Raw genomic sequence first — 14,382 nt, 5'->3', positions numbered from 1 at the left:
TTGAAACTTTTCATTTTATCCGTGACACATCTTATCAGACCCGATTAATAAATACAAGATGTCCGCGCATTAATTAGAAAACTGCCGCAGACCTGCAAGATATTGCATCGGATCTGCACACGTCATCGCGCCGCTCATCACACAGGCGCCCGCTGCACCAGCACGCCGAACCTCTATCAGCTTGTCTGGCGTGATGCCGCCTAAGGCGTAAACCGGAATTTCAGTTTGTCGTACGATATCGGCTAAAAATCGAAGTCCCCGTCCCGGCAGTCCTTTTTTACAGTCAGTGTCATAAATATGACTTGCTGTGATATAGCTACAGCCGGCTGCCTCCGCCGTATGCGCCTGCTTGAGGCTGTGGGTCGACGCGCCGAGATGTTTAAAGCTTTGTTTCTCTGTGTCCGTCATGGTGTTGAGCGCTGACATCGGCGCGTGAAAGGCTGCTGCCTTCAGCGCAACCGCTGCCGTGACATAGGTATGCAACGCGCAGACGACACCGTGTCTTTCACAAATATCGAGCACCTTTTTGGCCAGCTCGGTATACGCCTGAAGAGATAAATCTTTTTCTCTGAGAACGATCAAATCCGGTCGGGCTGCTGCCAAACGGTCGAGGTGATTCAAAAAATCAGTCGTGTCGTCAAAAAAATGCCGGTTGGTGATACAGACGAGTTTAAAATCAGCCATGCAAGGTTCCCGTCGTCGGGTCCGACGGCGCACCGCCACGCACTAAAACGCGGCCCAGTCCAGCGTGATACGCCTTGCGGCCCGCTTCAATCGCTGATTTAAAAGCTGAAGCCATCATCGGAATATCCCCTGCCGTCGCAAGAGCCGTATTCGCCATGATCGCATCTGCCCCCATTTCCATCGCTTCACAGGCTTGAGACGGTCTGCCGATGCCTGCGTCAACAATAATCGGGAGGTCAATTTCGTCGATGAGAATCTGAATAAAGGCCTTGCTGGCCAGACCCTGATTTGAGCCGATGGGCGCGCCCAGAGGCATGATGGCTGCCGCACCGGCGTCGGCCAGCGCTTTCGCCGCATTCAGATCCGGGAACATGTAGGGCATCACGATGAACCCCTCTTTGGCCAATACTTTTGTCGCTTCAATGGTCATGGCGTTGTCCGGCAACAGATATTTCGTGTCCGGAATAACTTCCAGCTTGACAAAATCCCCGCAGCCCAATTCACGCGCCATGTGCGCAATGCGGATGGCGTCTTCTGCTGTTCGTGAGCCGGAAGTGTTCGGTAAAAGCGTAACTTCCTTAGGAATGTAGTCCATAATATTCTGTTCACCCGGCTTCGTCCGTCGAATCGCGCAAGTCACAATTTGCGCACCGGCGTGTTTGACCGCCGCATCGATGAGTTCAAAAGAATATTTTCCAGACCCCAGTATAAAACGCGAATCAAAGGCATGACCGCCAATGACCAGTTGATCTTTCTCCATTGTTTTTCTCCCTTCTAAATCACTTTTGTTGATTCCATTATCTGGCGCTTTAGCAGCCGCCGCCCACAAAATTCACGATTTCAACGACATCATCGTCTGACATCTGCGTCGTATCGTACGCTTCCTTGCTTAAAATTTTGTTGTTGTATTCAACCGCGACGCGCTGGGGATCGATTCCCGTCTCTTTTAAATACGCACCAACCGTTTTGCCTGCTGCGTTCACGGCTTCTCCATTAATCTGAACCAAAACCTCATCTCCTTTGCATTAAAAAAAGCAGCCCTTTGGACTGCCAATTGACATACATATTTTCCCTACGTTGGCATTATCCAAATCAGGTTTAAGGTCGAAATTTGCATTTCCTCTCAGCCCTTTACAGCTCCCTTTATTCGATTATTTTTTATTATATCAAAATCTTCAGCATCCGGCAAGCACCCTTGCAACAACTGCTTAAGTCATCAGACGTTCAGCAGCGCCAATCCCATCGCGATCATCCAAATATACGCCATGGTCTTCGGAATCATCAGCGCGCCAATGGCTGGCTTTGTTTTCGCCCAAATTGTTACCGGCAAATAACACCCAAAACTGATGGCGATCGCCAATGCCATTTTCCAGAGGCCGTACCCGCCGGTATTGCCGATTGAGGCGAACAAAAAAGCGACAAGGCCCCCCAACAGTAGAAAAGCCAGATTCCGTGCAAAACTCCATTTCATATCGCCGCCAGAAAACCATTTGTTCTGAGGCATGGCACAAAGCACGATACGAATAAAAGCAAACAAAGCGACGAATAAAATAAAGACTGACGAGATCGACGTTGGATCGAACAATAGGGTCCAAATTCTCACTAATATGATGTAAAACACCGTCATCGTCATCGACGAGACGAGCAGGCCCAGCTGCATCCACCACTGCACCCGATCGTTGTCTCCGCATAAATGATGGACGACTCGGGGAACAAGGTGAAAAGCATCGCCAGCGCCCAGAATCAATGTCAGCCAGCCGTACCAGAAAAAGACTGGATCTGTGCCGTGAGAAAAGAAAACGGCCGAAGCGGTAAAAGCAAATAATAAATACGCGATGTCAAAAATACTCTCGCCGATCAACACACCCTTCGGTATATTTTTTACTTTATTTTCCATTGTACTCCCATTCCGTTAATCAAATTTTATTTCATTATATCTATTTTCAATTTAACAAACAACCATCTCAAATTTTGTTTCAGTTTTTGTAATAAATCATTTGCACAAATGCGTACAATCCGATAAAATAGTCACGAACATAATATTTGATTTCGCTGGTAGACGTGACTCCGTTGGCAGACAACTCCGTGTTGTCTGCTTTTTTATTTGCTATTTTTGTGAAAAGAAATCAAAGAAAGAAGGTATATGCATGAAAGAAAACAAGATGGGCACTGAACGGATCGACAAGCTGATGCTGTCAATGGGACTGCCGATTATTTTGTCGATGGTTCTGCAGGCGATGTACAACATCGTCGACAGCATGTTCGTCGCGAGAATGCCCGACAGCGGCGGGATCGTCCACGCTGGCGAGCTTGCCGTCAACGCCCTGACCCTCGCCTTTCCCGTTCAGATGTTAATCGTCGCCTTTGGCATCGGCACCGGCGTCGGTGTCGGCGCCATGCTCTCGAGACAACTCGGTCAGAAAGACGAGAAGGGCGTCGCGCAAACAGCCGGCAATGGCATTTTCCTCGGTATTATTATCACTGTCGTCTTCATGATCTTCGGTGTCTTCGGCTCTAAGGCTTATCTGAAGACCCAGACTTCCGATCCTGTCGTCCTCAATATGGGCACGCAATACTTAAAGATTTGCACAGTGTTCTGCTTCGGCAATGTCCTGTACGGAATTTTCGAAAAGCTCCTCCAATCCACTGGACGGACTGTGCTGTCCACGACAGCCCAAATCACAGGGGCCTTGACCAATATTGTCCTCGACCCGATCATGATTTACGGACTGATCGGCTGTCCTGCAATGGGCATCGCCGGCGCGGCTTACGCCACTGTCATTGGTCAAATTGTTTCATTGGTCCTGGCGCTCGTGTTCCAAATTACAAAAAATAAAGAAATCAAAATGGGCCTGACCTTTTTAAAACCGCATGTCAGGACGATCCGCGGCATTTATCAAATTGGCTTCTCAGCCATTGTCATGCAGACGCTGATGAGCTTTATGACTTACGGCGTCAACATCATCTTCGGGACCATTTCCCAGCAGATCGTCACCGCCTACGGGATTTTTTACAAAATCCAGCAATTTGTCTTCTTCGCCGGATTTGGCCTGCGGGACGCCATTACGCCGCTGACGGCCTACAATTACGGCGCCCGTTTGAAAGATCGGATTGTACAGTGCATCCGTTGGGGGCTCATCGATACCATCACCGTGATGATCTTCGGGATGTTTATTCTCCAAATTTTTGCCCACTCCCTCGCGCAAATCTTTGGTCTGACTCAGGTGACTGAATCTCTATGTGTCAGTGCCATGCACATCATCAGCGTAGGTTTTGTTTTCGCCGGAGTCAATATCGCGCTGCAAGGTGTATTTCAGGGGCTGGAAGCGGGAAATGCGTCGCTGATTGTCTCACTTTTGAGACTGCTCATTATTCCACTGCCTTTGGCGTGGCTTTTCAGCCACTCGGCACTGGCGACGACTGCCGTTTTCTGGGCCTTCCCTATCGGAGAAGCGGCCGCAGCTGCAGTAGCCCTTCTCCTGCTCAAATGGACCTTTTCCCCCCGTGTGGCGCCCATCAGCAATCCAGCCAAACCACGTACCAAGAATAAAATTTAATTTGATGAAAGGAGTATATTTATATGCCAAGAACAAAAAAACAAGGTGTTATTTTCGGTTTACTGATGTCGTACGTGATGGCCTACGGCATGGAGGTTTACAACATCGCCATAAAACAGGGCTTTAATTTGAACATCGGCGGCTTCAGTACCATGACCAATCATGTTTTTGTCAGCGCTGCAATTGAAGCATCGTACATGGGCGTTTTTGTCTTTATCACTTCCAGTCTCTGGGGCAATCGAATCGGCGCAGCTTTCGCCGCTCGGCACACCGATCCCCACAAAGACAGCCCGTATTTTTGCCGAATCATGCGCCAGGCCGGAACGGTCGCGATCATGTGCCCGACGATGAGTCTGATTGCCTCGATTTTATTCAACCTCATTCTTGCCCACGCCAACCCGATTAATCTGCCAGCGATCTGGGTCGGAACAGTGATTAAAAATCTGCCGATGGCGTTTTTCTGGAACATGTTTTTCGCCGCGCCGTTTACACATTGGCTTTTCGACAAACTCTTTCCCAATCCGTAAGTAATACCAAAATCCCCGATGAAATGGATTTTCATCGGGGATTTTTTTAGGGTTTCGCTTTTTCATCGAATTCTTGAAATTGGCGCAGATAGTCTTCGTACTGTGCCTGCCAAAATTGACGGTCTGCCTCACCGATTGGGCGGATAACCTGGCACGGATTGCCCGCCGCTACGACGTGTGCCGGGATATCGTGGGTCACGACAGCGCCTGACCCGATGATGGCCCCTTCACCGATGGTAACGCCGCCATTGATCACCACATTGCCGCCGATCCAGACGTTATCGCCAATCGTAACCGGCGCTGAAATTTCTAGCTCCGTGTTTCGAATTTCCGGATCGATGGGATGGCTCACTGTGTAGATGCTGACGTGAGGACCGACCATCACGCGGTCGCCAAATCGGACGTCATTTTCGTCGAGAATCGTCAAATCGGTATTCGCGTAAAAATGTTTTCCGAAAAATACTTGGACGCCCCGGTCAAAATAAACCGGCGGGGTAAGTTTCAAATCATCCGGAGCCGCGCCAAAGCATTTTTTCAATTCCTCCAGGGCGCTGCTGTCACACCAAAATGCCGATTCATTAAACGCTTTCTGCGCCGCATGCACCCGGTCCCAGTCATCTTTTCCGACTTCAAACGGTGAGAATAATTGTCCGGCAAGCATCCGTTCTGTTTCTTTTTCTTTTCGCATAATTTTCCCTTTTACTTCGTAATCGATCTGTAAAATCGGTTCGTCTTCACCGTCATCATACCACAGGGCATATCCTCGGGCAATATCCGTTCTGTGAAACGATTTGCCGCCTGTGATATAATGCGAAGAAAAAACAATAAGGAGACTCACCATGAAATCCTACAGAAAAGAACTGCACTTCCATTTTAATACCCGCCGGGGATTGGTCAATATCACCCCAGACGTCGAAAGCGCCCTCGAAGAAAGCGGTATCCAAGAAGGGCTTGTCCTCGTCAATGCCATGAATATCACCGCCAGCGTTTTCATCAACGACGACGAACCCGGACTGCACCAGGATTTTGAAAACTGGCTTGAAAAACTGGCGCCGGAAAAGCCCTACAGCCGTTACCACCACAATGGCTTCGAAGATAACGGCGATGCTCACCTGAAACGGACCATCATGGGGCGGGAAGTCGTGGTCGCCGTGACAAACGGAAAACTCGATTTCGGCACCTGGGAACAGATTTTCTACTTCGAATTTGACGGCAAGCGCGACAAGCATGCCTTGATCAAAATCATCGGAGCGTAGGCGTGATGGCCAAATCCTTGAAATCGCGTTTTGAGACCTGCGACCGCAGTGCAATGGGTCAGGACGAAAAAGACGCATTAAAAAGCGATATTTTAGCCGCAGCGGAGGACGGCAGCGCCCAGGCCATGTACCTCGCAGGCCGACTGTATTACGAGGGCTTTACCGTCGACCAAAACTACACAGAGGCCCGAAAATGGTTCGAACGCGCCGCCGAACTTGGCGAAGTTGGCGGCCACCTCTACCTTGGCTACTGCCATTTTTACGGGCGAAATATCCCGATCAACTACGAAAAAGCCTTTCGTGAATTCACCCTGGCTGCAGAAAAAGGCGACCACTGCGCGCTGTACAAACTCGGCGACATGTACCGGGACGGCCGTTTTGTTGTGCAAGACGGCGGCATGGCGCTCCAGTATTACCAACAGGCGCTGTCCCGCGTCACGCCCAAAAGCCCCGATTATCCCAACATCGTCTCCCGCATTGGGCATTGCCTCTTCCGCGGCATCGGATGTCCGCCCGATTTACTTTCTGCGATGCATCATTTAAATACAGCGAAAGAAAAATGCTACGCCCTGCTCATTAAAGGCGACCCTTACGCCCATCTGCCCCTTCCCGGGATTAAGGCCGATTTATCCGCAATCGAGTCGCAGCTCGACAAACAGCTGACGCCGGAGTTACAAAACGTCCAATATACTTAAAAGCACAGAAAAAGCGCCGTTTGATCTTGTATCAAACGGCGCTTAACTTTCAAATGGTGCGCTCGAGCCGATTCGAACGGCCGACACATGGCTTCGGAGACCATTGCTCTATCCACCTGAGCTACGAGCGCAAAATCACTTTTCTTATGTTATCAAAACCCTTCGCAAAATGCAAGAACATTTCAAAAAAAATGGGATTCGGCGACAAACCGGATCCCATTTGAATCGAAACGATCTCATCCTTTTAAAGAATGACTGATAAATCTGTCTGTTCCTTTTTCTGAGGGTCCAATTGAATATTGGTGTGAATCTGATATTTAGGCATTTCGACGCCGAGAGCTTCTTTCAGCACATCGTCAATCGTTTCCGCGTAGACAAATTTAAGTGCGTCGGTGACTTCCTTCGGCACATCTTCAAGGTCTTCCTTATTTTCCATCGGCAAGATAATTTTCTTTACACCTGCACGCTGCGCCGCAATAACCTTTTCTTTAATGCCGCCAACCGGAAGTACATTGCCGGACAAGGTGATTTCGCCCGTCATCGACAAGCGGCTGTCTACCGATTTCCCGAGAATCAAGGATGCCAACGCTGTGGTAATGGTCACGCCGGCGCTCGGGCCGTCTTTTGGTGTTGCCCCTTCCGGCACGTGAATATGCGTATCAAATTTCGAATAATCGAAGCCCGTCGCTTCTTCGCTAAACCGGGAGCGGATCAAGCTCATCGCAATCGTCGCTGATTCTTTCATGACGTCGCCCAGCTGACCCGTCATGATTAATCGGCCGGAGCCCGGCATGAATGTCGCTTCGGTGAACAAGATTTCCCCACCGACTGCTGTCCAAGCCATCCCTGTCACAACACCCGGCGCATTGTGGGCTCTGACTTTTTCATGATAACGCTTCTTGTGTCCAAGCCATGTTTCCACATCGTCGGCATCCACCGAAACGGTTTCGGCGCTGCCGGTGACGATTTTTTCAGCCGTCATTCGTGCAATTTTCGCGAGCTGCTTGGTCAGCCCTCTGACCCCAGCTTCAGCCGTATAATCTTCGATGATGCGCGCAATGGCTTCCTTCGAAATGGTCAGCTGTTCCGGCTGCAGCCCATTTTCTTCGATAACTTTTGAAACCAGATGTTCTTGTGCGATGTGCAGCTTTTCTGTATTGGTGTAAGATGAAAGCTCAATGATTTCGGCACGATCCAACAACGGCCCCGGAATTCGGGAAGCATCATTGGCCGTGCAGATGAAAAAGACATTGGACAGATCGTAAGGGACTTCCAGATAATGATCTGAGAACGTATTGTTCTGTTCCGGGTCGAGCACTTCGAGCAGCGCGGCCGAAGGGTCGCCCTGAGCAGAAATGCCCAGTTTGTCGATTTCGTCGAGAACAAAAACTGGATTCATCGTTTTGGCGTCGCGGATGCCTTTGATAATACGGCCCGGTAATGCGCCGATATAGGTCCGGCGGTGACCCCTGATTTCAGATTCATCCCGAACGCCGCCAAGGCTGGCGCGGACGTATTCGCGGCCAAGAGCTCTCGCAATGGATCGGCCGAGACTGGTCTTCCCGGTTCCCGGAGGGCCGACGAGGAGCAAAATGGTGCCTTGGTTGTCGTTCTTCATCTTCATGACCGCCAAGTGTTCGATAATGCGTTCCTTCACCTTTTCGAGGCCATAGTGATCTTCGTCGAGCACGCGCTTCGCTTCTTCGATGTCGATCATCTGTGGCTCGCAAGTCCATGGCAGATCCAGGAGTAAATCGAGGTAGTTCATAATGATCGACATTTCTGAGGATCCCTGTGGCACCGCTTCAAGCTTCTTGACCTCCCGCATCGCGACTTTTTTGACATCTTCCGGCATATCGGACGCTTCGACACGTTCCCGGTAGCTCTGAGATTCGTCGCCATCTTCTTCTCCAAGCTCCGCTTCGATGTTGTGAAGCTGTTCTCGAAGCATGGCGTTGCGGTAATTCTTGTCCTTTTCTCTGGCGTACTTTCTGCTGATTTCCAGCTGCAGATGCACGGAATCCTTTTCTTTAATCAAGTAGTCGATGAATTTAAGGGCACGCCGTTTTTGAGAATTAATTTCCAAAAGCGCCTGCTTTTCTGAAATGGACATGCTCATCATGGGCACCAAGTACCCCATAATTTGCTGAACGTGCTGCTGACGGTCCAGCACCTTCATGAAGTAATCCGCACCTTTGAAGTTTTCTGAGAATTCGCTACACAGATTTTTAATGTAAGCCGTCATTTCTTCGTCATCGGCTTCTGTCATGTCTTCCCATTCCGGATATTCTTCGTATTCTGCCATGAGCTGATGATCCGGGGTATCTGCAACGCTTAAGACCTCGACACGGCGCAGCGTGAAAATTTCGATGATGTAGCCGCCATTGTTCGCTTCTTCGATCCGGTTAAATTGAAACAGCACCCCAATACGGTAAAATGACGAATCGTTTAATTCTTCGTAGGGGATGTTGCCCTTTGTCGTTAAACCGACAGCCAGCGTGTTCGCATCACCCATGTACTGTTTAATGTTATTGCCAATGGTCTCATTGACGTAGATCCGGTTTTTGATGCCCGGAAAGATAACGGTCTCTGTTATTGGAATGACCGGTGCCTTCATTGGGATTCTTCCTTCTGTGGCCATAGTATCGCCTCCTGTTTGTGTTAATGCACTTTTTTCAACAACGCAATCAGCAGATCAATCTCATCGTCCGTCAAACTGGCTTCAATGTGATAAATCAGCTGCATTTTTCCGCGCTGTTCGCAGCGTGCGGCTGCCTCGCCTTTTTCGGTCAGCCGGATATAAGAGACCCGTCTGTCCTGTTGACTTCGCTCACGAACCACACAGCCTTGATCTGAGAGTTTGTCGATCATTTCCGTAATGGTCGGTTTCGATAAACTAAAAGTATGTGCTAAATCAGAAAAAGTAATATTCTGACGCTCATCAATAATGTGCAGGCACTCGACTTGACGGCGCGTCAGCATCGTACGACACTCATCTTTCGCCGCATCGCTGCAATGGGTTCCCAATGCAGTTAAATGACTCAATGCCTGAATTAAATCTTGCCTTCTACATGCCATATACGCTCCTGTCATACATCGAAATCGCTTGTATAAATTAGTTTGGTTTTACCTAAATTTCGATGTCAGTATATACATTCCCCATCTGATTGTCAAGGCGCTTCAGTTTTATTTAAAGAAAAAGACCGAATATCCCTTGTCAGAGATATCCGGCCTTTAGACAAAGCGATTCAATTACTTGATATTCGGGCCTGCGTCGATGATTTCCTGCGGCATGGTGTCGTATTTCTTGAAGTTGTCAACAAAATGTGCAGCCAGATCTTTGGCCGTTTTGTCGTATGCTTCTTTATCTTCCCATGTGTTCTTCGGCATCAGAAGTTCTGAAGGCACACCCGGACAGCTTGTCGGAATTTCGATATTGAATAAATCGTCGTGGACGGTTGGAACGTCTTCAAGTTTTCCTGCCGTCGCTGCGGATACAATCGCGCGCGTGTATTTCAATTTGAAGCGGCTGCCGACACCGTAAGGGCCGCCGGACCACCCGGTATTAACCAAATAAACGTTGCAATGATACTGATCGATTTTTTCACCTAAAAGTTCGGCGTAACGCGATGCCGGAAGGGGCATAAAGGGTTCGCCGAAGCATGTGGAAAATGTCGTCTGCGGTTCAGTAACGCCGCGTTCCGTCCCCGCCAGTTTGCTGGTGTAACCGGAAACAAAGTGGAACATGGCCTGGTATTTATTGAGTTTTGCGACCGGAGGCAAAACACCAAATGCGTCAGCCGTCAGGAAAATGATCGTATTCGGATGACCGCCAATACTCGGAATCACCGCATTGGGAATATAGCTCAGCTGATAGCCCGCGCGCGTATTCTGCGTGTATTTGTCGTCACTGTAATCGGGCTTGCCGTTTTCGTCTAAAACGACGTTTTCGACCACCGTGCCGAAGCGAATGGCGCGGTAGATTTCAGGCTCGCTTTCTTCTTCGAGATCGATGCATTTTGCAAAACATCCGCCTTCAAAGTTGAAAATGCCGTTGTCACTCCAGCCGTGTTCGTCGTCGCCAATGAGGCCGCGTTCAGGGTTGGCAGATAGCGTCGTTTTCCCTGTTCCAGAAAGCCCAAAGAACAGTGCTGTTCGGCCGTCGTCATCCATATTAGCTGAGCAGTGCATGGTTAAAACGTCTTTCTGCGGCAGCAGGTAGTTCATAACAGAGAAAATCGATTTTTTAATTTCGCCGCAGTAGCGGGAGCCCGCTATCAGCACTACACGTTTCTTGAAGCTGATGATAATCGCCGCTTCGCTGTTGGTGCCGTCAACTTCTGGATCGCAGTGGAATCCTGGAACAGCGATCACAGTAAACTGCGGATCGATTTTCTTGGCTTCTTCATCATCTTCCGGATCAATAAATAGATTGCGGACAAAAAGATTCTGGCTTGCGTATTGATTAACAACGCGGATCGGCAGTTGATAATCCTTATCTGCGCCAGCGTACCCGTTGAAGACGTAGACCTCGTCTAAAGTGCCGACATATGCCGTCATCTTTTTGTATAAAGCTTCAAATTTATCTTCGTCAAAGGGCATGTTAATGGAACCCCAAGCGACTTTGTCGTGACTGACTTCATCATCAACGATGAAGCGGTCTTTCGGTGAACGCCCGGTGTATTTGCCAGTGTTGACGACGATCGCGCCGGTATCAGACAAATGTCCTTCACCGCGGGAGAGTGCCTTTTCTGTCAAAACTGATGCTTTCGCATTCGCGAGTGCTTTTTTTCCGTCTAATCCCAAAAAAGATAAATCACAATCGTACATAAGTCTTCCTTTCAGATTTATATTTATTAAATTGCATACATAAAATTACACTTCATATTTTCAAGTATTTACATTACAACCGATCGTTTTCCGTTAAGTTTCGACTATTTTTCGAGAAACAGATGTACAATCAGGTTTTTTGTAATATTTTCATTATGTATACAAAGTATTATATGATAGGATGAGTAAAAATGCAAATTGAATTTGTAGTTTTAATGTTTTTTTTACACATCCCAATTTTCACCCATCAATTTTTCAGAAAGCCGGTTTAACTTTTTACGCTGGACTTTGTAGTCTGGACAGAATTGTTCGACCAAATGCCAGAAATCTTTCGAATGGTTCATGTACTTAATGTGTGCCAGCTCGTGAATCACGACAGAATCAATGGCCTTGCCGTCTGCCATGATCAACCGCCACGAAAAATTCACACTTTTCTTAGACGAACACGATCCCCATCGGCCGCCGGCGTTATTAATGCGCACCTTGGACGGATGTAAGTCCATGACAGTCTCGTACCAGGCGGCACGCTTAAGGATCACATCCTCTGCCAATTCCCGATACATTTTGACGATCTCTGCCTTGACCGTTTTTGGATCCGCACCTGTTGGGATTGTGATCACAGAATGGTTCAGCTTCACTGCGCGCTTAAACTCAAAATGGCCGTCTGGAACCGCTAAAACCGGAATGTCGACACCGAGCACCCGAAGCCAGGAACCGTCCGCGATTTCAAAATCTTGAGCCGAAACGGCCTGTGCGGTCCGTTTCGCAATCCAGTCCGATTTTTCATCAATAAACTTTTCAATTTCTTCGCGGCTGGCCTGCCGCGGCGCCTTCACCTGCAGAGTGCCATCCTTCAATACCTTTAGGGCGATGGTTTTTCGGTTGCTGCGTATTAAGGTATACATATTAAACCTCCTTCCAGTGCGGATCAATCGTGCTCATCTTGTATACGCCCCACCTTTTTGCTATAATACTGAAAAATAACGAATGCCAAAATATTGGAGAAAGGGCAACATGAATTTAGAAAACCGCACGGTGATTCTCGGCGTTTCTGCGAGCATCGCCGCCTATAAAATGGCCGATGTCGCATCGGCTCTGGCCAAACAAAAATGTGATGTTCACGTCATCATGACGCCGAACGCCACCGAAATCATTCAGCCGATGACCTTTTCCACGCTGACTGGAAATAATTGTATCACAGATACTTTCGATAAGACAATTCAATACAGCGTCGCCCACGTCGCGCTGGCTAAGAAGGCCGATCTATTATTCATCGCACCGGCTACCGCCGACATCATCGCGAAACTGGCCTATGGTCTTGCCGACGATATGCTGACGACAACGGCGCTGGCCTGTACCTGCCCAAAATACATCGCACCGGCCATGAATACCGCTATGTACAATAATCCGATCGTCCAGCACAACCTGGATATTCTAAGACAATACGGCTGGACTGTCATCACGCCCGATTCCGGCGTCCTCGCCTGCAAGGACAATGGTGCTGGCAAGCTCCCCCAGCCCGATGCGCTCCTCGATTATATTTACCGCGAAATCGCCTACAAGAAGGATTTGACCGGGAAGAAAATATTAATTACAGCCGGACCGACGTACGAAGCCATCGATCCGGTGCGCTACATCACCAACCATTCCAGCGGAAAGATGGGCTACGCCATCGCCTACGACGCAATGCTGCGCGGTGCTGAGGTCACCCTCGTATCCGGACCGACGTATCTGAAGCCCGTCCCCTTCGTCAATCTGATTCCAATCCAATCCGCTGAAGACATGGCAGAAGCCGTATTCTCTGCTGCTCCAGAACAGGACATCATCATCAAAGCGGCTGCCGTCGCCGATTACACGCCCAAAACAACAGCTTGCGAAAAAATCAAAAAAGAGAAGGGTGTCCCGACGATCGAGCTTAAACGCACAACAGATATTTTAAAAGGACTTGGCGACATCAAAAAAGATCATCAATTTATCTGTGGCTTCTCAATGGAAACGGAAAATTTAATTGAAAATAGCCGCAAAAAGCTGGAAAAGAAAAACATCGACATGATCGTCGCCAATAATTTAAAGGTGCGCGGCGCCGGCTTTCAGGGCGACACCAATGTTGTCACCCTAATCACTAGAAGCGGCAATGTCGCCCTGCCGCTGATGACTAAATCCGAGGTCGCCCACTGTATTCTCGACGCCATCCGCGACGTTCAAAACGAGCAAGGCTAAACAAAATAATCTGTTATCAAAAAATCCCATAATCGTTACCGACTTTCTTTTTGTCGTTAATCCAAAAAAGCATCTCCGAAGAGATGCTTTATATTTTTATTTTGCGACCGCCTGTCCCATAAAAATTGCCAAGACACAGAAAGATATACTCGCGGCAGCATATACAACCGCTATCGTCATGTGCCCGGTTTGCATGAGTTCATGAGTTTCTAAAGAAAACGTCGAGAAAGTGGTAAAACCACCACATACGCCAACCTTTAAAAACAATGTAATTCTCGGATCAATATTTCCACCTCGTAATAATGCTGCCACAACATAACCGAGGGCAAAAGCCCCAGCCACATTGATAATAAATGTATTGATTGGAAATACTGTTCCATTCTTGATGCGAATTTGACTAATGAGATACCTGGCTACTGAACCAAAAAAACCACCTATTCCAACAGCTACACAATTCAACATCAATAACCTCCTTGTTGTATTAAGTGTAGACATCATCAGCATGATTGCGGTTTTAGTTTTCCAGGGGAGATATCATTCCCACATTTTCACGCTATTCTAACACAAGACAGCCTCTATGCAAATCAAAATCTCTTCCCATTAAGCAAAGCCA

General features: G+C 48.4%; 15 protein-coding genes, 1 tRNA gene and 2 riboswitches. Of the genes, 5 read left to right on the top strand and 11 right to left on the bottom strand.

From position 1 onward, the window contains the following. Positions 1 to 69: 69 nt before the first annotated feature. From FYJ52_RS01390 to FYJ52_RS01375, 4 genes are all read right to left on the bottom strand, one after another. Positions 70 to 684, bottom strand: coding sequence for a thiamine phosphate synthase (locus FYJ52_RS01390; RefSeq protein WP_154575461.1), 615 nt, complete (start codon positions 682 to 684; stop codon positions 70 to 72). Continuing rightward, complete coding sequence (locus tag FYJ52_RS01385; RefSeq protein WP_154575460.1) at positions 677 to 1,444, bottom strand: thiazole synthase; 768 nt, start codon at positions 1,442 to 1,444, stop codon at positions 677 to 679. Before FYJ52_RS01385 ends, FYJ52_RS01390 begins: the two co-directional genes overlap by 8 nt. Positions 1,445 to 1,493: 49 nt before the next feature. Beyond that, positions 1,494 to 1,691: a sulfur carrier protein ThiS gene (thiS, locus tag FYJ52_RS01380; RefSeq protein WP_154575459.1), complete on the bottom strand. Its 198-nt coding sequence runs from the start codon at positions 1,689 to 1,691 to the stop codon at positions 1,494 to 1,496. A gap of 44 nt (positions 1,692 to 1,735) precedes the next feature. After that, a riboswitch (TPP riboswitch) is annotated at positions 1,736 to 1,838 on the bottom strand. Positions 1,839 to 1,900: 62 nt separating this feature from the next. Further along, a complete protein-coding gene (locus tag FYJ52_RS01375) occupies positions 1,901 to 2,581 on the bottom strand; it encodes a hypothetical protein (RefSeq protein WP_154575458.1) in 681 nt (226 codons plus the stop codon). Between the two features lie 250 nt (positions 2,582 to 2,831). Here FYJ52_RS01375 and FYJ52_RS01370 point away from each other — a divergent pair, with 250 nt between their 5' ends. Then, entirely contained in the window at positions 2,832 to 4,241 is a 1,410-nt protein-coding gene (locus FYJ52_RS01370) for an MATE family efflux transporter (RefSeq protein ID WP_154575457.1), read from the top strand. Positions 4,242 to 4,264: 23 nt separating this feature from the next. Continuing rightward, on the top strand, positions 4,265 to 4,768 hold the full coding sequence (locus tag FYJ52_RS01365; RefSeq protein WP_154575456.1) for a DUF2798 domain-containing protein: 504 nt from the start codon (positions 4,265 to 4,267) through the stop codon (positions 4,766 to 4,768). Between the two features lie 46 nt (positions 4,769 to 4,814). Here the strand turns inward: FYJ52_RS01365 and FYJ52_RS01360 are convergent, their stop codons facing one another. Then, positions 4,815 to 5,609: a sugar O-acetyltransferase gene (locus FYJ52_RS01360; RefSeq protein ID WP_235901462.1), complete on the bottom strand. Its 795-nt coding sequence runs from the start codon at positions 5,607 to 5,609 to the stop codon at positions 4,815 to 4,817. Between FYJ52_RS01360 and FYJ52_RS01355 the strand changes: the two genes are divergently transcribed. Then, complete coding sequence (locus tag FYJ52_RS01355; protein WP_154575455.1) at positions 5,608 to 6,024, top strand: secondary thiamine-phosphate synthase enzyme YjbQ; 417 nt, start codon at positions 5,608 to 5,610, stop codon at positions 6,022 to 6,024. The two genes, FYJ52_RS01360 and FYJ52_RS01355, sit on opposite strands and share 2 nt — an antisense overlap. Before the next feature lie 5 nt (positions 6,025 to 6,029). Continuing rightward, entirely contained in the window at positions 6,030 to 6,719 is a 690-nt protein-coding gene (locus FYJ52_RS01350) for a tetratricopeptide repeat protein (RefSeq protein WP_154575454.1), read from the top strand. Between the two features lie 54 nt (positions 6,720 to 6,773). On the opposite strand, the gene FYJ52_RS01345 is transcribed toward FYJ52_RS01350, so the two are convergent. From FYJ52_RS01345 to FYJ52_RS01325, 5 genes are all read right to left on the bottom strand, one after another. Further along, a tRNA-Arg gene (locus FYJ52_RS01345) sits at positions 6,774 to 6,850 on the bottom strand. A gap of 113 nt (positions 6,851 to 6,963) precedes the next feature. Next, complete coding sequence (gene lon, locus FYJ52_RS01340) at positions 6,964 to 9,360, bottom strand: endopeptidase La (RefSeq protein WP_154575453.1); 2,397 nt, start codon at positions 9,358 to 9,360, stop codon at positions 6,964 to 6,966. Between the two features lie 20 nt (positions 9,361 to 9,380). Beyond that, the gene (locus FYJ52_RS01335) at positions 9,381 to 9,797 is read right to left on the bottom strand and encodes a MarR family winged helix-turn-helix transcriptional regulator (protein WP_205960722.1); all 417 of its coding nucleotides are present in this window, start codon (positions 9,795 to 9,797) and stop codon (positions 9,381 to 9,383) included. A gap of 174 nt (positions 9,798 to 9,971) precedes the next feature. Continuing rightward, a complete protein-coding gene (pckA, locus tag FYJ52_RS01330; RefSeq protein ID WP_154575451.1) occupies positions 9,972 to 11,549 on the bottom strand; it encodes a phosphoenolpyruvate carboxykinase (ATP) in 1,578 nt (525 codons plus the stop codon). A 224-nt stretch (positions 11,550 to 11,773) separates the two neighbouring features. Continuing rightward, complete coding sequence (locus tag FYJ52_RS01325; RefSeq protein ID WP_154575450.1) at positions 11,774 to 12,454, bottom strand: M48 family metallopeptidase; 681 nt, start codon at positions 12,452 to 12,454, stop codon at positions 11,774 to 11,776. Positions 12,455 to 12,563: 109 nt separating this feature from the next. Here FYJ52_RS01325 and coaBC point away from each other — a divergent pair, with 109 nt between their 5' ends. Next, positions 12,564 to 13,769, top strand: a complete 1,206-nt coding sequence (gene coaBC, locus FYJ52_RS01320) for a bifunctional phosphopantothenoylcysteine decarboxylase/phosphopantothenate--cysteine ligase CoaBC (protein WP_154575449.1) — start codon at positions 12,564 to 12,566, stop codon at positions 13,767 to 13,769. A 96-nt stretch (positions 13,770 to 13,865) separates the two neighbouring features. Here the strand turns inward: coaBC and crcB are convergent, their stop codons facing one another. Continuing rightward, positions 13,866 to 14,231: a fluoride efflux transporter CrcB gene (crcB, locus tag FYJ52_RS01315; protein ID WP_154575448.1), complete on the bottom strand. Its 366-nt coding sequence runs from the start codon at positions 14,229 to 14,231 to the stop codon at positions 13,866 to 13,868. Positions 14,232 to 14,250: 19 nt separating this feature from the next. Then, positions 14,251 to 14,320, bottom strand: a riboswitch (Fluoride riboswitch). Positions 14,321 to 14,382 lie beyond the last annotated feature (62 nt).

The sequence above is a fragment of the Pseudoramibacter porci genome (assembly GCF_009696145.1).
GTDB classification, from domain to species: Bacteria; Bacillota; Clostridia; order Eubacteriales; family Eubacteriaceae; genus Pseudoramibacter; species Pseudoramibacter porci.
The sequence above is the reverse complement of the archived record's forward strand: the minus strand, read 5'-3'. Positions and strand labels throughout refer to the sequence as shown.